The sequence below is a fragment of the Streptococcus bouchesdurhonensis genome, from assembly GCF_948472335.1.
In genome coordinates, this window is record NZ_CAOKTW010000011.1 from 33855 (window position 1) to 55284 (window position 21430).

At 37.4% G+C, this 21430-nt stretch carries 20 protein-coding genes and 2 pseudogenes; 6 read left to right on the top strand and 16 right to left on the bottom strand.

All coding sequences use genetic code 11. The features are described 5' to 3' along the window. Positions 1–37: 37 nt before the first annotated feature. Positions 38–700, bottom strand: coding sequence for a ComF family protein (locus QMQ21_RS15830; protein ID WP_023936284.1), 663 nt, complete (start codon positions 698–700; stop codon positions 38–40). After that, positions 697–1995: an ATP-dependent helicase ComFA gene (locus tag QMQ21_RS15835; protein ID WP_023936282.1), complete on the bottom strand. Its 1299-nt coding sequence runs from the start codon at positions 1993–1995 to the stop codon at positions 697–699. The genes QMQ21_RS15830 and QMQ21_RS15835 overlap by 4 nt, the downstream gene beginning before the upstream one ends. A 56-nt stretch (positions 1996–2051) precedes the next feature. Between QMQ21_RS15835 and QMQ21_RS15840 the strand changes: the two are divergent. From QMQ21_RS15840 to cysK, 3 genes and pseudogenes are all read left to right on the top strand, one after another. After that, a pseudogene (locus QMQ21_RS15840) lies at positions 2052–2688 on the top strand (YigZ family protein). Between the two features lie 104 nt (positions 2689–2792). After that, a pseudogene (locus QMQ21_RS15845) lies at positions 2793–2876 on the top strand (PH domain-containing protein); the annotation flags it as partial. 96 nt (positions 2877–2972) lie between these two features. Beyond that, positions 2973–3899, top strand: coding sequence for a cysteine synthase A (cysK, locus tag QMQ21_RS15850; protein WP_023936280.1), 927 nt, complete (start codon positions 2973–2975; stop codon positions 3897–3899). A gap of 121 nt (positions 3900–4020) precedes the next feature. Here the strand turns inward: cysK and tsf are convergent, their stop codons facing one another. The 12 genes from tsf to yfmF form a co-directional block, all read right to left on the bottom strand. Then, positions 4021–5061 (bottom strand): translation elongation factor Ts, encoded by a 1041-nt coding sequence (tsf, locus tag QMQ21_RS15855; RefSeq protein ID WP_023936278.1) that lies wholly within the window; start codon positions 5059–5061, stop codon positions 4021–4023. A gap of 78 nt (positions 5062–5139) precedes the next feature. Beyond that, a complete protein-coding gene (rpsB, locus tag QMQ21_RS15860) occupies positions 5140–5919 on the bottom strand; it encodes a 30S ribosomal protein S2 (protein ID WP_000268459.1) in 780 nt (259 codons plus the stop codon). Positions 5920–6144: 225 nt separating this feature from the next. After that, on the bottom strand, positions 6145–7392 hold the full coding sequence (gene pcsB, locus QMQ21_RS15865) for a peptidoglycan hydrolase PcsB (protein WP_284525470.1): 1248 nt from the start codon (positions 7390–7392) through the stop codon (positions 6145–6147). 93 nt (positions 7393–7485) lie between these two features. Continuing rightward, positions 7486–7980 (bottom strand): rod shape-determining protein MreD, encoded by a 495-nt coding sequence (gene mreD / locus QMQ21_RS15870; protein WP_033687609.1) that lies wholly within the window; start codon positions 7978–7980, stop codon positions 7486–7488. Beyond that, positions 7980–8798, bottom strand: a complete 819-nt coding sequence (mreC, locus tag QMQ21_RS15875) for a rod shape-determining protein MreC (protein ID WP_023948193.1) — start codon at positions 8796–8798, stop codon at positions 7980–7982. Before mreC ends, mreD begins: the two co-directional genes overlap by 1 nt. A gap of 58 nt (positions 8799–8856) precedes the next feature. After that, entirely contained in the window at positions 8857–9651 is a 795-nt protein-coding gene (locus QMQ21_RS15880; RefSeq protein WP_000377896.1) for an energy-coupling factor transporter transmembrane component T family protein, read from the bottom strand. After that, positions 9644–10483 (bottom strand): energy-coupling factor transporter ATPase, encoded by an 840-nt coding sequence (locus tag QMQ21_RS15885; protein ID WP_049499102.1) that lies wholly within the window; start codon positions 10481–10483, stop codon positions 9644–9646. The genes QMQ21_RS15880 and QMQ21_RS15885 overlap by 8 nt, the downstream gene beginning before the upstream one ends. After that, positions 10468–11295, bottom strand: coding sequence for an energy-coupling factor ABC transporter ATP-binding protein (locus QMQ21_RS15890; protein ID WP_000843636.1), 828 nt, complete (start codon positions 11293–11295; stop codon positions 10468–10470). Before QMQ21_RS15890 ends, QMQ21_RS15885 begins: the two co-directional genes overlap by 16 nt. Beyond that, on the bottom strand, positions 11292–11837 hold the full coding sequence (pgsA, locus tag QMQ21_RS15895) for a CDP-diacylglycerol--glycerol-3-phosphate 3-phosphatidyltransferase (RefSeq protein WP_000712122.1): 546 nt from the start codon (positions 11835–11837) through the stop codon (positions 11292–11294). Before pgsA ends, QMQ21_RS15890 begins: the two co-directional genes overlap by 4 nt. Positions 11838–11847: 10 nt before the next feature. Further along, positions 11848–12675, bottom strand: coding sequence for a cytoskeleton protein RodZ (rodZ, locus tag QMQ21_RS15900; protein ID WP_001227984.1), 828 nt, complete (start codon positions 12673–12675; stop codon positions 11848–11850). 41 nt (positions 12676–12716) lie between these two features. Then, positions 12717–14000, bottom strand: coding sequence for an EF-P 5-aminopentanol modification-associated protein YfmH (gene yfmH / locus QMQ21_RS15905; protein WP_261035061.1), 1284 nt, complete (start codon positions 13998–14000; stop codon positions 12717–12719). After that, positions 13997–15247, bottom strand: coding sequence for an EF-P 5-aminopentanol modification-associated protein YfmF (gene yfmF, locus QMQ21_RS15910; RefSeq protein ID WP_261035060.1), 1251 nt, complete (start codon positions 15245–15247; stop codon positions 13997–13999). The genes yfmH and yfmF overlap by 4 nt, the downstream gene beginning before the upstream one ends. A gap of 158 nt (positions 15248–15405) precedes the next feature. On the opposite strand from yfmF, the gene yaaA reads away from it, so the two are divergent. Beyond that, a complete protein-coding gene (gene yaaA / locus QMQ21_RS15915) occupies positions 15406–15774 on the top strand; it encodes a S4 domain-containing protein YaaA (protein WP_000455896.1) in 369 nt (122 codons plus the stop codon). 2 nt (positions 15775–15776) lie between these two features. Beyond that, positions 15777–16874, top strand: coding sequence for a DNA replication/repair protein RecF (recF, locus tag QMQ21_RS15920; protein ID WP_000266646.1), 1098 nt, complete (start codon positions 15777–15779; stop codon positions 16872–16874). Positions 16875–16925: 51 nt separating this feature from the next. Here recF and guaB read toward each other — a convergent pair whose 3' ends face one another. Together guaB and trpS are read right to left on the bottom strand one after the other, a co-directional pair. Continuing rightward, the gene (guaB, locus tag QMQ21_RS15925) at positions 16926–18404 is read right to left on the bottom strand and encodes an IMP dehydrogenase (protein WP_000073418.1); all 1479 of its coding nucleotides are present in this window, start codon (positions 18402–18404) and stop codon (positions 16926–16928) included. A 151-nt stretch (positions 18405–18555) separates the two neighbouring features. Next, positions 18556–19581, bottom strand: a complete 1026-nt coding sequence (gene trpS / locus QMQ21_RS15930; RefSeq protein WP_000165449.1) for a tryptophan--tRNA ligase — start codon at positions 19579–19581, stop codon at positions 18556–18558. Between the two features lie 205 nt (positions 19582–19786). Here trpS and QMQ21_RS15935 point away from each other — a divergent pair, with 205 nt between their 5' ends. After that, on the top strand, positions 19787–21409 hold the full coding sequence (locus QMQ21_RS15935) for an ATP-binding cassette domain-containing protein (protein ID WP_000958774.1): 1623 nt from the start codon (positions 19787–19789) through the stop codon (positions 21407–21409). Positions 21410–21430: the final 21 nt, after the last annotated feature.

The following is a 21430-nucleotide window of genomic DNA, read 5'->3' on the forward strand; positions in this document are numbered from 1 at the left end:
TTATAACGCTTTCATTCTATTTTTGCAAATTTTTTCCTCATCTTACAAGGGAAAATGTTTTTACATCCTTAGCACCAGCTTCTTCCAACAGTTTCTTGACACGATTTATAGTTGCTCCTGTAGTATAGATATCATCTATAAGTAGGATTTTTTTAGGAATAGTGACTCCACTTTTTATAAAGAAAGGAAGTTCTGTCCCCAAGCGTTCTGAACGATTTTTAGAAGAACTGGCTCTCTCTTCTCTTTTCCCTAGTAAATCCAGATACGAAAAACCTGCTGCCTCTACCAAGCCCTCAACCTGATTAAATCCTCTGTTAACATATCTATCAGGACTTAGGGGAATGACTACAAATTGATACTCTTTGTACTTTTTTAACTCCTCACTTAAAACTGAAGCAAACACTTTTCTTAAAAGGAAGTCTCCATCAAACTTATACCGACTGAAAAAATCCTTCATAGCTTGATTGTAAGTAAAAATCGCTCTATGACTGACTTCAACTCCTTCTTTACACCAAAATTGACAACCTTGACACTTTGTTGACAATCCTATTTTCATACAGTTTGGACAGTGCTCTTCTCCAATCCTCTCAAAAGTAGAATCACAATCTAAACAAAGACAGGAGGCATCATTCTTCAGAAGTAAGAGACTACTAAAAGTTAAAACAGTCTTCATAGTCTGCTCACATAACAAGCACTTCATAGACCAGCCTCCTTATTCATCATCTGAATTTCCTTAATCGCCTTCTTAATTGAAGCATTTAACCCATCATGGAAGAAAAGCAAATCTCCTGTCGGTCTATCCATACTTCGTCCAACTCGTCCACCAATTTGAATCAAACTAGACTTGGTAAACAAACGATGATTGGCCTCTACTACGAAAACATCCACACAAGGGAATGTAACTCCACGCTCCAAGATTGTCGTACTGATAAGTATTGTCAGCTCCCCATCTCGAAAAGCTTGTACTTGCTCTAATCGATCCTCTGTTACAGAAGATACAAAGCCAATTTTCTCATTTGGAAATTGCTCCTGTAAGATTTCTTTTAACTGCTCCCCTTTCTTAATTTCTGAAGCAAAAATAAGTAACGGATAACCTGTCTTTCTCTGCTTATCAATATAGGACTTTAACTTTGGCGACAAACACTTCTTATCTAAGTAGCGATTAAAATCCGATAACCAAATTGGTTTTGGAATAATCAACGGATTTCCATGAAACCGTCTCGGTAAGCTCAATCTTTTTAGTTCTCCTAAACGGACTTTCCTATCTAACTCATCTGTCGAAGTCGCTGTTAAAAAGATTCTCAATCCATTCTCCTTTACACTATTCTTGACAGCATGGTAAAGCGTGGGATTGTCAACATAAGGAAAGGCATCTACTTCATCCACTATCAGCAAATCAAAAGCTTGATAAAACTTCAATAACTGATGGGTCGTCGCAACAACTAGTGGTGTTCGAAAATACGGCTCTGATTCTCCGTGTAGTAAAGATATCTCGCAAGCAAAATCATCTTGCAGGCGCTTGTATAGCTCCAAACAAACATCTATGCGAGGGCTGGCCAAACATACTGCACCACCTTCATCAATCACTTTGGCCACTACTTGATAAATCATTTCTGTCTTTCCAGCTCCTGTTACAGCGTGAACCAAGGTTGGCTCCTGCTTGTCTACTGCTCGAATCAGTCCCTGTGATACCTTCTCTTGAAAAGGAGTTAATTGACCACTCCATTTAAGAACATCTTGCTTCGGAAAATCCTCCTGCGGAAAATAGTATAAAGCTTGATCACTCCTGAATCGCTTCATCAGTAAACACTCCCTACAATAGTAAGCACCGATGGGCAAATACCATTCATCTAAAATAGCACTATCACAACGTTGACAGAAAAGTTTCCCTTTCTCCTTTCTCATTGCTGGAAGTTTCTCCGCCAACTGACGTTCCTCTTTAGTTAATTCATTCTCAGTAAACAAACGACCGAGATAATTTGGATTTACTTTCATACTTCTTTATTCGTAAAAACCTAGCGCTTTAGATGATTTTTTAGTACAATTAAATCATGGAATTTAGAACAATTAAAGAGGACGGTCAAGTCCAAGAAGAAATCAAAAAATCTCGCTTTATCTGCCATGCCAAGCGTTTTATAGCGAAGAAGAGGCTCGTGACTTCATTACTGCCATCAAAAAAGAACACTACAAAGCGACACATAACTGCTCTGCCTTTATTATTGGAGAACGTAGTGAAATTAAACGTACAAGTGATGATGGTGAGCCTAGTGGTACTGCTGGTGTTCCCATGCTTGGGGTACTAGAAAATCACAATCTCACCAATGTCTGTGTGGTTGTGACACGCTACTTTGGTGGTATTAAACTAGGCGCTGGAGGACTAATTCGTGCTTACGCTTAAGCAGTGTCGCCTTAGCTGTCAAAGAAATTGGCATCATTGAAATAAAGGAACAGGCGGGCATTGCTATTCAAATGTCTTATGCTCAGTACCAAGAGTACAGTAACTTTCTTAAAGAACATAATCTCATGGAGCTGGATACAAACTTTACAGATCAAGTCGATACGATGATTTATGTTGATAAAGAAGAAAAAGAAACTATTAAAGCTGCACTGGTAGAATTTTTTAATGGAAAAGTCACTTTAACTGATCAAGGTTTACGCGAAGTTGAGGTTCCTGTAAACCTAGTGTAAACAATAGATAATACAGTGTTTCACTGATATTTCCACCGCTACTTTAATTAGCAAAATAAAAAGATGCGTACCAAAATATACTAGAAAATGAAGCAATTCAAACGAAACCTGATATCGTTTTCCTTTACACCTATTTACTAGAATTAGCTGAACACAATCGCTTAAAAATTAATGGCTTAGACCTGTGATATAAAAAAATCCTATCACTTCGATAGGATTTCTATATTTTACAAATGGTATAGATAGCGTTATACTAGAAATATCTTATACAAAGAGGTATTCATATGTCTATTTATAACAACATTACTGAACTAGTCGGTCAAACACCGATTGTTAGACTCAACAACATTGTGCCAGAAGGTGCTGCAGATGTCTATGTAAAACTTGAAGCATTTAATCCTGGTTCATCTGTAAAAGACCGTATTGCCCTTAGCATGATTGAAAAAGCTGAACAAGATGGTATTCTGAAACCTGGTTCTACTATTGTTGAAGCAACAAGTGGAAACACTGGTATTGGACTTTCATGGGTAGGGGCTGCTAAAGGGTATAAAGTTGTCATCGTTATGCCTGAAACTATGAGTGTAGAACGCCGTAAGATTATCCAAGCCTATGGTGCTGAACTCGTCCTTACGCCTGGTAGCGAAGGAATGAAGGGTGCTATTGCTAAGGCTCAAGAAATCGCTGCTGAACGTGATGGCTTCCTTCCTCTTCAATTTGACAATCCAGCTAATCCAGAAGTACACGAAAGAACAACAGGAGCTGAAATACTAGCTGCTTTCGGTAAAGATGGACTAGATGCCTTTGTTGCTGGAGTGGGTACCGGTGGAACGATTTCTGGTGTTTCTCATGCACTCAAATCAGCAAATTCAAACATTCAAGTTTATGCAGTGGAAGCTGATGAATCTGCTATTCTATCTGGTGAAAAACCTGGTCCTCACAAAATTCAAGGTATCTCAGCTGGATTTATTCCTGATACACTTGATACTAAAGCCTATGATGGTATCGTTCGTGTAACATCAGATGATGCTCTTGCACTCGGACGTGAAATTGGTGGAAAAGAAGGCTTCCTTGTAGGGATTTCCTCAGCTGCAGCTATCTACGGAGCCATCGAGATTGCCAAAAAATTAGGTACAGGTAAAAAAATCCTTGCTCTAGCACCAGATAACGGTGAACGTTATCTCTCTACAGCACTCTATGAATTTGAAGTTTAGTCTCCTAAATACAATTGGCCCTTATTATAGGGCTTTTTATTTTTACCTTGAAAATAGGAAGCTCTCCCTATAAGGATCGACTGCATAGAAAAAAGGAAGCAAATTTACTTCCTTTCTATAATTAGTTATTCAAGGCTGCTGCCATTGTAGCTGCAACTTCAGCTTCAAAGTCGTTTGCAGCTTTCTCAATACCTTCACCAACTTCAAAGCGAGCGAACTCAACTACTGAAGCGTTAACTGATTCAAGGTATGCTTCAACTGTCTTGCTGTCATCCATGATGTAAACTTGTGCAAGAAGTGTATAAGCTTGGTCAACTTTAGTGTTGTCAAGCATGAAGCGATCCATTTTACCTGGGATAATTTTGTCCCAGATTTTTTCTGGTTTGCCTTCTGCAGCCAACTCAGCTTTGATGTCAGCTTCAGCTTGAGCAATCACTTCATCAGTCAATTGTGCTTTTGATCCATACTTCAAGTGTGGAAGAGCTGGTTTGTTAACCATTGCACGACTTTCGTTATCTTGGTCGATAACGTGGTTCAATTGTGCCAACTCATCTTTAACAAATTGCTCATCCAATTCTTTGTATGAAAGAACTGTTGGTTTCATCGCTGCGATGTGCATTGAAATTTGTTTAGCAAGTGCTTCGTCTCCACCTTCGATTACAGAGATAACACCGATACGTCCACCGTTATGTTGGTAAGCTCCAAAGTGTTGTGCGTCTGTTTTTTCAATCAATGCAAAGCGACGGAATGAGATTTTTTCTCCGATAGTTGCTGTTGCAGATACGTATGCAGCTTCAAGAGTTTCACCTGAAGGCATTGTCAAAGCAAGAGCTTCTTCGTTGTTAGCTGGTTTTCCTTCAACGATTGCTTTAGCTGTTGCGTTTACTAACTCAACAAATTGAGCGTTTTTCGCAACGAAGTCAGTTTCAGCATTTACTTCAACAACTGCTGCAATGTTACCGTCAACATAAACACCAGTCAAACCTTCTGCAGCAACACGGTCAGCTTTCTTAGCTGCCTTAGCCATACCTTTTTCACGAAGCAATTCAATCGCTTTTTCGATGTCACCGTCTGTTTCTACAAGCGCTTTTTTAGCGTCCATAACTCCGGCACCAGATTTTTCACGCAACTCTTTTACAAGTTTAGCTGTAATTTCTGCCATTTTGATTCTCCTATATTTTTTAAAAATAGGAGAGCCGGGCTAAGCCCCGCCCTCCTAGGTAATTACTAATTATATGAATTAAGCGTTGTCGCCTTCTACAACTTCAACGATTTCTTCAATTGAATCTGCTTGAGCTTCTGAAGCTGCAAATTCTGCTTCAACTGCTGCTGCATCTTCACCTTGACGTCCTTCGATGATAGCGTCAGCCAATTTAGCTGTGATCAATTTAACAGCGCGGATAGCATCATCGTTAGCTGGAATGATTACATCGATATCATCTGGATCAGTGTTTGTGTCAACCATGGCTACAACTGGGATTCCCAATTTCTTAGCTTCTTTAACAGCAATTTGCTCTTTATGTGGGTCAACTACGTACATAACATCTGGGATACGAGGCATATCTTCGATACCACCCAAGAATTTTTCAAGACGTGCACGTTGTTTGTTAAGAAGTGCAACTTCTTTCTTAGGAAGAACTTCGAAAGTTCCATCTTCTTCCATACGTTTGATTTCTTTCAAACGAGCGATACGTTTTTGGATTGTTCCCCAGTTTGTAAGAGTTCCACCCAACCAACGGTGGTTGATGAAGTATTGACCTGAACGTACTGCTTCTTCAGCAACTGCATCAGCTGCTTGTTTCTTAGTACCAACAAACAATACAACTGCATCGTTAGCTGCTGCATCACGCATGAAATCGTAAGCTTGGTCAGCGTATTTTACAGTTTGTTGCAAGTCGATAACGTGGATTCCGTTACGCTCAGTGAAGATGTACTTAGCCATCTTAGGGTTCCAGCGACGAGTTTGGTGACCAAAGTGTACACCAGCCTCAAGAAGTTGTTTCATTGAAATTACTGCCATGAGTATTTCTCCTTTTTGTTTTTTTCCTCTTCTTGACTTCAACTCGCAAAACGACCCAAAGGCAACTGTTTCACAATTCATCAAGAATGAGTATTATCGTTCACACGACAAGTTTCATTTTACCATACTTTTTCAATATTTTCAAGTGATTTTAGCAGATTTTTAAAGTAAGGTAACTATATGAATCATAAAAGAGACTCAAATCGAGCCTCTTCGTTTTATTCATTAGTTTGGATAGATATATGTTACAAAACCTTCTGAAGTCGTAGTAGGATTGAACCATCCACGTTTATTTCCGATTGTACGGTTTCCACCATAGTTTGATTCAGATACTTGGATACTTGTTGATGATGAAACAGCTGTAACCACGGCTACGTGTCCATATCCACCATCATTCCAACATGCAATGGCACCAACTTGAGGTGTAGATCCTGTACGGAATCCTGCTGCAGCTGCACTTGTAGCCCACTGTGCTCCATTACCCCAGTAATCTCCAGCCCAAGGCGCCAATGTTTTAGCTCCCCATGTACACTCACCAGTTGGATAACTTGAAGCATTTGTACTATATGTTGGATGATGTGTCACTGGAGCAGGAGTGTAGCTTGTTGATTCTGTTGAAGCACTGCTTGAAGATGATTCAGACGAACTTGACTCAGATGAACTTGATGAAGAAGTAGTAGATACTGCTTGAACCTGTGCTGTAAAAGTTGTATTTCCAGAAGCAACTACTGTTTGTTGTTGACTTGCTTGTTTAGCTTTATAAGCTGCTTCTGCTTCTGCAGCTGCTTTAGCTTCTGCTTCTGCTGCAGCTTTTTTCTCAAGTAAACTTGCTTTTTCATCCTCTGCAGTAGCCTTTTCAGCAGCAAGATTCAATTCTGCAGCTTTCAACTCAGCTTGTTTTGTAGTTAATGATTGAGCATCATCAGCTAGTTTTTGCTGATTTGCAATAACTGTATTAATTGCATCATTGTTTGCTACTTGTTTTTCAGAAATAGCTTTTTTATCTGCTTTTTGTTGTTCCAACATCTTGTTGTTTGCAGATACGATTTCACTCATTGCAGCAACACGTGAAATAGCTTCTGTAATTGATTTTGAGTTTACAATTGTATTGATGTAATTTGTTGCAGCTCCATTTGTTTGAGCACTACGAGCTTGTTTTTGTAATGAATCATTGCGAGATACAATATTCTTAGAAAGTTCTGTAATTTCACCCTCAAGCTTTTTAGATTCTGCTTGTAGTCTATCATTTTCAGATTGCAAGTTTGATTGCTCTGTTTGAATAGCAGATACTTGCTCCTGAACTTGATCAACTTGTTTTTGTGCTTCTTGTTGTTGTGCTGTTAAGTTACTAATTTTATTATCTTGAGCAGCAATTTTGTCATCAGTAGTTTCTGCATGCGCAGTTGTTAAAACAGCTACTTGAGAAACCATTACTGTACTTAATAAAAGTGACGCTAAGATTTTTTTCTTCATATTACGTAGATACTCCTTCTTTTAAAGACATTACTAGTATACCAAAAAAAGGCCTAATGAATATTACGCCTTTGTTACATTTTTATTTCTTTCTTATAGATAAAATTTTTCAAAAATAAACTGAAAGATAATCATCCACATAAGGTTCAAAATCATTGATGGTACTAAACTATAGACTATAAATAAAGACATACTATCCACAGTTAAACCTACCACTATTGCAAGTATATAAGCTCCCATCTCAAATAGAAAAGTCATGACAATAATTGCCAACATTCTCGTCCAACGATTCAATAAAATAACGCTATTAAATTTATGGAGAAATGCCCCCAATAAGACGAATAACAAAGTCGCAATCCCTATCAAGTGGAAAAAGTAGATGTCATAGACCAAACCCACTACAAAACAATAAGCTAAGTAGAAGTACTCTGATACTTCAATCGTCTCAAATAAGAGAAACAAAAATAGAAAATGACTAGCCAACTGTACATGGGGAAATAATGAGCCCAAAAGCTGACTAATATGGGCATCAATTAGAACAAAGAAAGGAAGCAATAAAAATACTCCAACTCGCTTCAACTGTCTCATTATGAATTCCCCACTAATTCTATCACACTCACATTATGAGTATCTGCACTCAATTTAACAGTTACTTCTCGTGTCAAATAGTCCGTACTATGCGTTGTGGCAACCACTTCACCAACAGGAATATCAGCAACGTTAAAGTTTCCTAATCCACCAGTGATCACCTTATCTCCCGCACTAATATCGCTACTACTATTTAATTGACTAATTTTTAGAACTTCATTTTCCTTGTCATAGCCAACGATAATCCCATAAATTGTAGTAGAACCATGTTGAATTTTAACAGAAATCTTATCAGCATTTTCCGTATTTGTCAGAAGGTTGACCATGGTAGAGTTCTCCTCTACTTTTGAGACACTCCCAATCAAGCCACCATTTGCAATTGCTAACATATTCTCAGAAGCCCCTTTTGATTTGCCTGCATCTAAGGTCAACTCCTGCTTCCAAGATACTGGAGAACGCATAATAACATCTGCTGCCAAAGTCTTTGTAGCTTGCAATTTGGACTTCATATCAAGCAATTGGCGCAGTTGTTCATTTTCCATCTTTAAACTTTCCGCCTCATTTGATTTAACTTCTAATTGGTAAATCTGTTTCTTCAAACTTTCATTTTCATTATAAGTGCGTGTCAAATGAGCCAAATCTGATTTGACAGAATCAAACCACTGAAAAGGTTTTTGCACAACCCTATCAACCACTGAGATTCCATCTCCTAATCTTGTCACAATTGTACTTGAATAAGTCGTCGCTAAGAGAGCTGACACAAGCAGAACAGTGACAAAAACAATAATGACATATTTTGATTTTTTAAAACGGTTCATATCCCTACCTTTATATCAAAAACTGTTACAGTAACTTTTTATCAATTCCTGAAAGCTACTAAGATTTTAAGAAAAATAAGCAACAACCAAGTATGATAATAACAAGAATGGTCAGCGTATCCTTTCGAGTCCATTTCAATTGTCGATATTGACTTCTGCCTTTTCCACCCTGATAACCACGCGCTTCCATTGCGATAGCCAAGGAATCCGCACGTTTTAAACTTGTCGCAAAAAGAGGAATCAAAATGGGAATCATAGCCTTCACCTTTTGAACAATACTTCCTTCTCCAAAATCCACTCCACGCGCTTTCTGTGCATTCATAATCCGCGTCGTATCATCCATCAAGGTTGGGACAAAACGCAAACTCATAGACAGCATCAATCCAATTTCATGAACTGGAACTTTCATACTCTTTAAAGGTGCTAATAGAGCTTCGACAGCTGATGCCAAACTTAAGGGCATGGTCGTTAAGGTTAACAAAGTTGAAAAGAAAATAATCAATACAAAGCGACAAAAGATAATTCCAGCTTGTTGCAAAGCATAATCCGTAATTCTCACAAACGAAAACTCAAATAAAACATTCCCATTAGAAATGAAAAACAGTTGAAAAATAGTTGTGAAGGCAATCAAGAAAAACATAGACTTCAAGCCCTGAATAAAAAATGAAAGAGATACTCCTGACAAAGCAATAAATATCCCTGTCGCTATAAAAAGAATTAGATTCGTCAAGGGATTATTAGCCCAAAAAACGATCAAAATCAGTAGCATCATAGCCAGTAATTTGCTGCGTGGATCCAATCGGTGAACTATCGAATCCCCTGGGATATAACGCCCCAAAATCATACTATCCATTTAGCGACTCCTTGAACTCCTCTATCTTAATCGGTAATCGTTTAAATGACACGCCTCTATCAGCCAATCGTTTACAAAAGGATGTAATTTTAGGTACTCCCAACTGCACTTCTTCCATAAAGACAACATCTTGAAAGACATCACTTGGTTTACCACCCTTAACTAAACGTCCCTTTTCCATCACATAGACTTGATTTGCATATTCAGCAACATCATCCATCAAATGCGTTACCAAAACAATGGTCATCCCTGACTGGTGGAGTTTTTTGAATAAATTCATCAGCTCTTTTCTTCCCAGGGGATCTAGGCCTGCTGTGGGCTCATCTAAGACTAATATGGCTGGTTCCATGGCAAGTATGCCTGCAATGGCCACACGTCTCATTTGTCCACCTGATAGCTCAAACGGACTGCGATCAAAAAGTGATTCATCAATTCCAACCAGAGCCAGTTTCTCACGCGCAATCTGCTCCGCATCTTCTTCAGAAACTCCAAAATTTTGCGGTCCAAAAGCAACATCTTTCAAAACCGTTTCTTCAAAGATCTGATTTTCAGCAAACTGAAATACCAAGCCAACCTGTTTTCTAATTTGACGAATATCTTTGTTTTTAGAAGTCGAGGTGATTAAGGTATCAAAAACTCGTACACTTCCTTGGCTTGGCACCAATAAACCATCTAATAGTTGTAAAATAGTTGATTTGCCGCTACCTGTGTGGCCAATTAAGGCCGTATAAGAACCATCTTCAATCGTCAAGGAAACATCCGACAAAGCTGTTGAAGCTAAGGGAGTTCCTTCTTGATACGTAAAACTCACATTTTCTAGAGCAATTCCCATAGTTTATCCTCTAGCTCACTTTCTGTCAAATAATTTTCAGGCAAATCATAGCCATTCTGGCTCAAAGAATGTTTTAATTGATTAGCAAAAGGATCGTCTAATCCAATTTGATCCAAATCATTTCGAGAGAAAAGCTCCCTTGGACTACTAGTTGATTCAATTGACCCTTTTTTCATGATCAACACACGATCACTCATGGCAACTTCTTCCAAATCATGTGTAATGGAAATGACCGTCATATCATAGTCTTTCCGAATTCCTTTTACTGTCTCAATCAGTTCTCTACGTCCCTCAGGATCCAACATACTCGTTGCTTCATCTAAGATTAAAATAGCTGGTCTTAGGGCTACAACACCTGCAATAGCCACACGTTGCTTTTGGCCACCTGATAGACGCGCTGGCTCTCTCTTTTTAAAGTCCAACATGCCAACCAAATCCAGAGCTTCTTCCACTCTCTTTTTCATTTCTTGACGAGAAAGTCCCTGATTTTCCAAACCAAAGGCAACATCATCTTCAACAGTCGCTCCAACAAATTGATTGTCTGGATTTTGAAAAACCATACCGATTTGACGACGTATATTCCAAACATTTTCCTCAGTCAGCCGTTGGCCATCAATTACAATCTCTCCGGATTCTGCTTCCAGTAAGCCATCAATTAAGCGAACCGTCGTTGATTTACCACTACCATTATGCCCTACAATCGAAAGCCATTCTCCACGTTTCACGTGAAACGTAATATCCTTCACATCGTAATATTCCTGACTTTCCTTATAGCGAAAAGAAAGATTTTTTACATCAATTACTGATTTCATTTCGAACCAAATGTCCCTTTAAATACATAGGCACTACCCTTGAAATAATCATAGCCAGAGTAGATAGTGAAAAACAAGGCTACATAAAGTAGAACTTGACCAAGCAAAGTCCAATGTAATAGCAAGAAAATAATGGCAAACATCTGACTAAAAGTTTTAATTTTTCCAGGCATTGCTGCTGCTAAAACTGTTCCACCAGTTTCAACTAATAAAAGTCTTAAACCTGTCACAGCCAACTCACGACAGATAATCACTGCAACAATCCAAGCTGGAGCCATTCCTAACTCAATCAGCATAATAAAAGCCGACATAACTAGTAGCTTATCCGCCATAGGATCTGCAAATTTACCAAAATTACTAACCACATTCCATTTACGAGCTAAATATCCATCTAAATAGTCTGTAATACTGGCAATAGCAAAGATAATAGCTGCTACCATATGACTCTCTATCGAATTTCCTACTGTTAAAATAAAGATAAAAATAGGTATAAAGAGAATTCGACCTATTGTTAAGATATTTGGAATTTGTTCTTTTTTCATTCGTTTTTCCTTAATTTTTAGTAAAGGTTACAGCGATTTTTCCAGTCTGAGCTGTTAATTTCGATAAATCAACAGTCTGATTGTCTACTGTTAAGGCAACACCTTTGACAACACCTAAAGTAATTGTCACAGGATTTTTAGTTGAAACGCTTGTTTCCGCACTTTTATTATCCGATGATAAAGTCACACCACCCTCAAGATCACTTTCTGAAACACTAACCCAACTTCTAGCATCTGACACTGATAATTGCAATTTTGCAGTTTCCTTGCTCGTTTTATAAGCAACTTCTACTCGATTTCCTTCACCTGATACACTTATAGCAGGTTCTATATTTGAAGAACTACTAGATGAGCTACTGCTTGAAGATGGAGTTACAGAACTAGTCGAACTTATTGCTTGGACTACACTATAACTAGACGCAGACGAACGCTCCGGTTGAGTCTGGAGATAATTCCAAACATAATAAGTCACAAAAATGACAATCGATAGTGCAAAAAGTATAAAATAAAATAAAGGTAAAAATGATGCCTTATTTTTCTTACTTGAACGTCTCCTACCTGTCAACTCGTCTTCATCAACATCTACTTCCTCATAAGTAATCATGCTCCCAGAATCATAAGCATCCAAGACAATTCGCTCATCAAGTTCAACTGCCCACGCATACTTTCTCAAAAAAGAACGAGTATAAAATGGACTAGGAAGTTGATCAAAATCATCAGCTTCCATTGCCTCCAACATATCCAACTGAATTTCTGTTTTTTTATGTAATTCTTCTAAAGTCAACCCTTGGTTAGTTCTAGCTAAACGTAAAACCTCACCAATTGTTTTTTTCCTCATACTTGTCATTCCTTCTTTCTAGTGTCGATTATGATAGGTTGCTATGATGGAAATATTGTAAAATCAACTATGTCACCATCATCTATTAAATGGTGTCCAGCATCAAGGACATCCTCTAAAGTAATTTCCTGTAAAATCTTTGGCAAATCAAAGATTGTCTCACCTTGTCCAAAAGCATCATATTGCGTTGCAATAAATTCAAGAGAGTTCATGCTACTGAAAAATTCTCCAAACATCTCTCTTTTTATAATATCTAAATGATCCTCTGTAATATCTAAATCCTTTGTAAAATTACGAATAGCCTTTTTAAACTGATGAGATAAAGCAACTGGCTCTTTTGTATCCATTGTCAACATAACAAAATGAAAGCGACTTGTTACTTCAACTTCAAGAGATAAGGACGCATCAATTTTACCTGATTCATATAACTTTTGAAAACGATCCGAAGTCCAACCAAACATCATTGCAAACAATAATTTTAATAAAATATGATGTCGATAGCAATCATCCTCAGCAACATCTTGTTTACCTCTAACACCAATCGCTAGTTTAGGAGAAGATACTTCCATTCTCATACTGTCTGTTTGCTTTACATCTTTTAAAACAAACTTTTCTCTTGCTACTTCCTGAACATCTAACTCTTCCAGTTCTTTTCTTTCAAAATAGTCCTGTACTTGATCCACATCAAAATTGCCAACTAAAAACAGAGACATGTTTACAGGTTTGTAAAACCTTGTGAAATTTTCTTGCAAATTAGTTAGATTAATTTGGGAAATGGACTCCTCACTTCCAACTATATCAGTTGCTAAAGGTGTACCAGGATACAAATTCGCTAAAGTTGAAAAGAATAAACACGAATCTGGATCATCTTGATACATTTCTCGTTCTTGCTGAATAATATCCTGCTCTCTTAAAATGGAATCTTCAGTAAAATGTGCCGATGTTACCAATTCATCAAGTAAATCTAAATTCTCTAAGAGATAATCCGTCGATGAAAAAAGATAGTTTGTTTTTGTAAAGCTTGTAAAGGCATTGCTATCTGCACCTAGACTCGTAAAAGCAGACATCAAATCACTAGAATCTTCTCTTTCAAATAATTTATGTTCAAGAAAATGAGCAATTCCTGCAGGATATTTTTTTACATCTCCGTCAATTTCTGTGACAAGCGTATCTATCGAACCAAACTGTACAGTTACACTCCCGTAAACCTCTTTAAATTCCTTTTTAGGCAAAAGAGAAACTGTCAATCCATTTGACAAACGAGTTCGATAAACCATTTCTTTTACAGCTGGATAGTATTTTTCTTCAAAAACAACCTTTGTCATTCTATTCCTTCCATAAAGTAAATCGCCTGTAGTTTCACATTATTAGCTGCTCTACAAATAGCATCTTTGTCAACTTGCTCGAGTTTTGCAATCCAACTTTTAAAGTCTGCTGAAGATTTTCCAAGTAAGGCATTTTGATAAGCACGTTCAATCAATGAACCTTGATTATCTTGAGAAAGCAACAAAGACCGACGAATCATTTCCTTGGTCTGCTCTAGCTCAAGCTCTGTAAAATATCCTTTTTTTAAATCAAGCAGTTGATTATTCATCATTTTTCGAGCCTGATTCCGATTTTCTCTATCAATGCCAGCATACATCCTCAAGAATCCACTAAACAAATCAAGCTGACTTGAAATAGTATAAGCCAATCCAGCATTTTCACGGACATTTGTAAATAATTTAGAATGAGCAAATCCACCAAGTAAACCATTCATTACAATCATGGGTAAATGTTGCCCATCACCATATTCAGAAGGGCAATGATAACCTAATTCCAAAATGGATTGTCCCACATTTTTCCGAACCATACCTTCCTGAAGGACATTTGAATAAGGTTGACAATACTGAACCTTCACATCTCCTTTTCGACCTTTAAAGCCAAATGATTCTAATACATTTTGAATTTCAACCTCATTAAAATCACCTAGGAAAAAGAAATCTATTCGATCACTAGCCAAAAATTCTTGGAAACAAGAATAAGAACTTTGTGGAGTTTCAACTAAAATACGATTTCGTAAATCACTATATTCCAATTGAAGACGTTCATCATGAAAAAATAATTTATCCAATTCTTTATGTGCAAAGTAAAAAGAATCATCCATATCAGCTGCTAAACTTGCTAGCAATTGTTTTTTCTCAATTTCAAATAAGGCCGGATCAAACCCATTATCAACTACTACGGGGGAAAAAAGAGTTTCTTTTACTAGTTCCAAAACCTGAGAAGTTAGCACATTTTTCCTACTCAAAAACTCATCACGAACGTAGGTAAATGTCAATTCTACAATGTGACTTTGCCCTCTTCTGAAACAATTGGTTGACATATCTGTACCGTATAGACTGGCCAAATGTCTTCTCAAATCTTGAGAAGTGGGGTATATCTGATTAGCAGTCTCTAGCATACTCGCACTCAACATGCGACCTGCAATCGTATCAAGAGATAATGGAGCGGTAAAACGCACGGTGATTTTGTTCGTTTTAAACTTCTTTGATTGGATAAAATGTGTTGAAATTCCATGCACTAACTCCATGATTTACCTCCTTATATACAGACTTCTATTATATCACGAAAACCTGAAATTTTCTTGTTCTCTGTAACACTTTTGAAATAAAAATCGCTTACATTACTCCTTGTTTCTCTCACTATTTTTAGGAAAATATGGTATAATACCAAAGATTGAGGTGAATTATGGAATACAAATTATTTGAAGAATTTATTACCCTCCAAGCACTACTCAAAGAACTTGGAATTACACATAGCGGAGGAGCTATCAAATCATTTCTCTCTGAACATTCTGTTTACTTTAATGGGGAATTAGAGAGTCGTCGTGGTAAAAAACTTCGCATTGGTGATAAAATTGACATACCTGACATGAATATTGACATCTTATTGACACAACCTACTTCTGAGGAGCAAGAGGAATATCAAGCTGATAAAGTTGAAAAAGAACGGATCGCTAAACTTGTCAAAGAGATGAATAAGGGATTTAAAAGAGACAAATCGAAACCTACTTCATCACCTAAAAGCAAACAAGCTCCACGATTCCCTGGTAGATAATCATGTGGCTACAACACCTATCTCTCAAAACTTTTCGTAACTACAAAGAGACGAAAATAGACTTTAATCCTAAATTAAATATCTTTTTAGGACGCAATGCTCAAGGAAAAACAAATATACTAGAGGCTATCTATTTTTTAGCCTTAACTCGTAGTCATCGAACTCGAACAGATAAAAATCTCATTCATTTTGATGAGGAACAACTTCATCTTTCAGGTCTAGTTCAGAAAAAAACTGGATCCATTCCCCTAGAAATAGAACTAACACAAAAAGGCCGTGTGACAAAAGTTAATCATTTAAAACAGGCACGCCTTTCAGATTATGTAGGACACATGAATGTTGTCTTATTTGCTCCTGAAGATTTACAACTAATTAAAGGAGCACCTTCAGTTCGACGAAAATTTATTGATATGGAGCTTGGGCAAATTAAGCCAATCTATTTATCAGATTTAACCAATTATAACCATATTCTTAAGCAAAGAAATACCTATTTAAAATCAGCTCAAAAAATAGATGAAACCTTCCTTTCAGTACTAGATGATCAGCTAGTCGATTATGGATGTCGTGTAATGAATCACCGCTTAGATTTTATAAAAAAACTAGAGCATTTTGGTCGTAAGAAACATTTTGAACTTTCTAATCAGATTGAAGAGTTGTCAATATCCTATCAATCTTCTGTAAAGTCAACTGAAAAAGAAGACTTATCAGAATCTTTCAAAATTGCTTTAGAAAAAAGTAGGTCCAGAGATTTATTTAAAAAGAATACTGGTGTTGGGCCTCATCGAGATGACATTTCTTTTTATATAAATGGGATGGATGCTAGTTTCGGAAGTCAAGGCCAACATCGTAGTCTCGTCCTCTCGATAAAATTAGCAGAAATCGAATTAATGGAAAGTATTACTACAGAATCTCCGATATTATTACTTGACGATGTCATGAGTGAACTTGACAACACTAGACAGTTAAAATTATTAGAAACGATTTCTCAGTCAATCCAAACCTTTATAACAACAACAAGCTTAGATCATCTTCAAAATTTGCCAGAAAATCTAAGTATCTTCACTATTCAGGATGGTAAAGTTGCTGTAAATGAAAATTGACAACATTGTAAAAGAACTCCTGTTTTTACTGGAGTTCTTTTCATTGTTTTTTTACATAGAATAATTTGGTGCCTCATTAGTAATTTGTACATCATGAGGATGGCTTTCTTTCAAACCAGCACCAGACATTTCAATAAATTGAGCATTATCGTGTAGCTCTTTAAGGTTCGCTGCACCACAGTAACCCATACCAGAGCGAATACCACCAATCATTTGAAAGACAATATCAGCTGCCGCTCCTTTATAAGCAACACGACCTTCAATTCCTTCTGGAACAAGTTTGTTTGCTTCATTGACAGAACCTTGGAAGTAACGATCACTTGAACCTTTTTTCATAGCAGCGATTGATCCCATACCACGGTAAGTCTTGAACTTACGTCCTTGGAAGATTTCAGTTTCACCTGGAGCTTCATCAGTTCCAGCAAACATTGATCCAAGCATAACTGCATTTCCACCTGCAGCAAGGGCTTTTACAATATCTCCAGAATACTTGATTCCACCGTCGGCAATGATCGTTTTACCATATTCACGCGCAACAGCTGCAGCATCGTAGATAGCTGTTACTTGCGGAACACCAACACCAGCAATCACACGAGTAGTACAGATAGAACCTGGTCCAATCCCAACCTTGACAACGTCTACACCTGCTTCATAAAGGGCACGTGCACCCTCAGCTGTTGCAATATTTCCAGCAATCAAAGTACGATCTGGGAAGTGAGCACGAATCTCAGCAATTTTACGCAAGACACCTGCAGAATGACCATGTGCAGTATCAATAACAATCGCATCCGCTCCTGCCTCAAAAAGAGCCTCTGCACGTTCAAATGTATCTGAAGTAACACCTACTGCACCTGCAACTAGTAGACGACCAAACTCATCTTTAGCAGCATTTGGAAACTCAATAACTTTTTCAATATCTTTGATAGTAATCAAACCAGAAAGACGGCCTTCTTCATCTACCAACGGAAGTTTTTCAATACGGTGTTCTTGAAGAATGCTTTCAGCCGTTGCAAGATCTGTACCTACAGGAGCAGTAACAAGATTTTCACTGGTCATATGATTTGAGATTGGTTGGTTATAGTCTGAAATAAAACGAAGATCTCGGTTTGTCAAAATACCAACCAATTTACGATTTTCAAGTGTTTCAACAACTGGAACACCACTGATGCGATAACGACCCATAAGCTCATCTGCTTCAGCAATTGTATGTTCAGGCGTCAAGAAGAACGGATCAATAATAACTCCATTTTCAGAACGTTTTACCTTACGAACCTCGTCTGCTTGTTGAGCAATTGACATGTTTTTATGGATAACTCCGAGACCACCTGCACGAGCAATAGCAATGGCCATTTGACTCTCTGTAACTGTGTCCATGGCAGCGGTAATAATTGGGATATTTAAAGTCAAATTATCTGCCAATTTAGTTGTTAAATCAGCATCGTTAGGCAACACATGACTTTCAGCTGGAATAAGCAATACATCATCAAAGGTAAAACCTTTTTTCAAAAATTTAGTGTCCCAATTAGACATTCGAAGTTTCCTCTTTTCTTTCTTTTTGAGCTTGACTCTTTTTATATTGTATCTATCATACCATTCTATAAAAATTTGTCAAATATTACAGGGGTAAATAAAAAACTATCTTTTCTTTGAGATAGAAATGATAGTTTCTTGTAAAATAAACTTAGTTAAAGTAATTGAGTCCCATTGCACCTTTAACCTCAGATAGGGTTTGACCTGCTACTTCACGCGCTCTTTCACTACCTTTTTGAAGCATATTATAAACTTCTCCCATATCCTTAGCAAATTCGATACGGCGCTCACGAATAGGACCAAGTTCACGCTCTAATATTTCAAGTAGATAACGCTTGGTCTTCACATCACCAAGACCACCTCGTTGATAATGTTCTTTCATGTCAGCAATTTCTTGAGCATCTTCTGGACGACCAAAAACATCTAGATAATGGAAAACCATATTTCCTTCAATTTTACCTGGATCCTCAACGCGGATATGATCTGGATCTGTATACATACTCATCACTTTTTTACGCAAAGTATCCGCATCATCAGCTAAATAAATACCATTATTGAGTGATTTAGACATTTTAGCATTTCCATCTAAACCAGGCAAACGCCCTGCTCTCTCATTTTCTGGATAAATACCTTCCGGTTCTACCAAGACATCACAGTTATATGCATTGTTAAAAGAACGAACAATTTCACGAGTCTGCTCAATCATTGGTTTCTGATCTGTCCCAACAGGAACATAGTTGGCCTTAAAGGCTGTGATGTCAGCTGCTTGTGCAATTGGATAAACCAAAAATCCTGTCGGAATGCTTTCTCCAAATTCCTTCTGAGCAATTTCTGTCTTGACAGTTGGATTGCGCTCCAAACGTGCTAATGACACTAAATTCATATAATACATAGACAACTCAGCTAATTCTGGAATTTGGCTTTGAATAAAGATAGTTGATTTACTTGGATCCAATCCAACTGCAAGGTAATCCAAAGCTACATTTCCGATAGACTCTACAATGGTTTGAGGGTCTTTAGCATGATCTGTCAAAGCTTGTTGGTCAGCCAAGAACACAAACATATCATACTTATCCTCTTCCTGTAATAATACTCGATTTTTGAGACTTCCAACATAATGTCCAATATGCAATTTTCCTGTTGGACGGTCTCCTGTTAAAATAATGGGTTTAGTCATTTTGTTCTCCTTCGATATAGTCCCTTCAATTATAGCATTTTTTTAATGAAATAACCGTAATTTATCAAAATAAATCAGCCTTGCTATTTACGGATTTGTGTAAAGTATGCTGTAAATTTAATTTACACAAAATTGATAGATAAAAATTTGAATATTTCCGTATTTTCTAGTAGAATAAATATATTACATATATAGGAGAAAAACATTGCTTACAGTATCTGATGTTTCACTACGTTTTAGTGATCGCAAACTTTTTGATGATGTCAATATCAAATTTACAGAAGGAAATACTTACGGATTGATCGGTGCTAATGGTGCCGGAAAATCAACCTTTTTAAAAATTTTAGCTGGAGATATCGAACCTACTACTGGTCACATCTCTCTTGGTCCAGATGAACGTCTCTCTGTTCTTCGTCAAAATCACTTTGACTATGAAGATGAACGTGCCATTGATGTTGTTATCATGGGAAATGAAAAACTTTATAGCATCATGAAAGAGAAAGATGCCATCTACATGAAGGAAGATTTCTCAGACGAAGATGGAGTGCGTGCTGCCGAACTTGAAGGAGAGTTTGCCGAGCTTGGGGGATGGGAAGCAGAAAGTGAAGCCTCTCAACTCCTTCAAAACCTAAATATCCCAGAAGAATTGCACTATCAAAATATGAGCGAATTGGCCAACGGTGAAAAAGTAAAGGTTCTCCTCGCCAAAGCACTTTTTGGTAAACCAGATGTCCTTCTTTTGGACGAGCCGACCAATGGTTTGGATATCCAATCAATTACATGGCTAGAAGACTTCTTGATTGACTTTGATAACACCGTTATCGTAGTATCCCACGACCGTCACTTCTTAAACAAAGTATGTACTCACATGGCCGACCTTGACTTTGGAAAAATCAAACTATATGTCGGAAACTATGACTTCTGGAAGGAATCTTCTGAGCTCGCTGCTAAATTGCTAGCAGACCGTAATGCTAAAGCAGAAGAAAAAATTAAACAATTGCAAGAATTCGTTGCCCGTTTCTCTGCCAATGCTTCTAAATCAAGACAAGCAACATCACGTAAGAAAATGCTTGATAAAATTGAACTTGAAGAGATTGTGCCATCTAGTCGTAAATATCCATTTATCAACTTTAAAGCGGAACGTGAAATCGGTAATGATCTCTTGACAGTAGAAAATCTAACTGTAAAGATTGATGGCGAAACTATCTTAGATAATATTAGTTTCATCTTGCGTCCAGGTGATAAGACAGCGCTTATTGGACAAAATGACATCCAAACGACTGCATTAATTCGTGCAATCATGGGGGACATTGACTATGAAGGAACTGTCAAGTGGGGAGTAACTACTAGCCGTTCATACTTGCCAAAAGATAACTCAGCTGATTTTGCAGGAGGAGAGTCAATCCTTGACTGGTTGCGTCAATTCGCAAGTAAAGAAGAAGATGACAATACTTTCCTACGTGGCTTCCTCGGCCGTATGCTCTTCTCTGGGGATGAGGTTAACAAACCTGTAAACGTCTTGTCAGGGGGAGAAAAAGTTCGTGTCATGCTTTCAAAACTTATGCTCTTAAAATCAAATGTCCTTGTACTTGATGATCCAACCAATCACTTGGACTTGGAATCTATCTCAAGCTTGAATGATGGATTGAAAAACTTTAAAGAATCAATCATCTTTGCCAGCCATGACCACGAGTTTATTCAAACTCTAGCTAACCATATCATTGTCTTGTCTAAAAATGGCGTCATTGACCGTATCGATGAAACCTATGATGAATTCCTAGAGAATGCAGAAGTACAAGCAAAAGTTAAAGAACTTTGGAAAGACTAAATGAAACTTCAAAACTCAGTT

Bases quoted from the DNA above. Each gene is read 5' to 3' on its own strand.
- QMQ21_RS15830 (WP_023936284.1), bottom strand. From the start codon at position 700: ATGAAGTGCTTGTTATGTGAGCAGACTATGAAGACTGTTTTAACTTTT.
- QMQ21_RS15835 (WP_023936282.1), bottom strand. From the start codon at position 1,995: ATGAAAGTAAATCCAAATTATCTCGGTCGTTTGTTTACTGAGAATGAA.
- cysK (WP_023936280.1), top strand. From the start codon at position 2,973: ATGTCTATTTATAACAACATTACTGAACTAGTCGGTCAAACACCGATT.
- tsf (WP_023936278.1), bottom strand. From the start codon at position 5,061: ATGGCAGAAATTACAGCTAAACTTGTAAAAGAGTTGCGTGAAAAATCT.
- rpsB (WP_000268459.1), bottom strand. From the start codon at position 5,919: ATGGCAGTAATTTCAATGAAACAACTTCTTGAGGCTGGTGTACACTTT.
- pcsB (WP_284525470.1), bottom strand. From the start codon at position 7,392: ATGAAGAAAAAAATCTTAGCGTCACTTTTATTAAGTACAGTAATGGTT.
- mreD (WP_033687609.1), bottom strand. From the start codon at position 7,980: ATGAGACAGTTGAAGCGAGTTGGAGTATTTTTATTGCTTCCTTTCTTT.
- mreC (WP_023948193.1), bottom strand. From the start codon at position 8,798: ATGAACCGTTTTAAAAAATCAAAATATGTCATTATTGTTTTTGTCACT.
- QMQ21_RS15880 (WP_000377896.1), bottom strand. From the start codon at position 9,651: ATGGATAGTATGATTTTGGGGCGTTATATCCCAGGGGATTCGATAGTT.
- QMQ21_RS15885 (WP_049499102.1), bottom strand. From the start codon at position 10,483: ATGGGAATTGCTCTAGAAAATGTGAGTTTTACGTATCAAGAAGGAACT.
- QMQ21_RS15890 (WP_000843636.1), bottom strand. From the start codon at position 11,295: ATGAAATCAGTAATTGATGTAAAAAATCTTTCTTTTCGCTATAAGGAA.
- pgsA (WP_000712122.1), bottom strand. From the start codon at position 11,837: ATGAAAAAAGAACAAATTCCAAATATCTTAACAATAGGTCGAATTCTC.
- rodZ (WP_001227984.1), bottom strand. From the start codon at position 12,675: ATGAGGAAAAAAACAATTGGTGAGGTTTTACGTTTAGCTAGAACTAAC.
- yfmH (WP_261035061.1), bottom strand. From the start codon at position 14,000: ATGACAAAGGTTGTTTTTGAAGAAAAATACTATCCAGCTGTAAAAGAA.
- yfmF (WP_261035060.1), bottom strand. From the start codon at position 15,247: ATGGAGTTAGTGCATGGAATTTCAACACATTTTATCCAATCAAAGAAG.
- yaaA (WP_000455896.1), top strand. From the start codon at position 15,406: ATGGAATACAAATTATTTGAAGAATTTATTACCCTCCAAGCACTACTC.
- recF (WP_000266646.1), top strand. From the start codon at position 15,777: ATGTGGCTACAACACCTATCTCTCAAAACTTTTCGTAACTACAAAGAG.
- guaB (WP_000073418.1), bottom strand. From the start codon at position 18,404: ATGTCTAATTGGGACACTAAATTTTTGAAAAAAGGTTTTACCTTTGAT.
- trpS (WP_000165449.1), bottom strand. From the start codon at position 19,581: ATGACTAAACCCATTATTTTAACAGGAGACCGTCCAACAGGAAAATTG.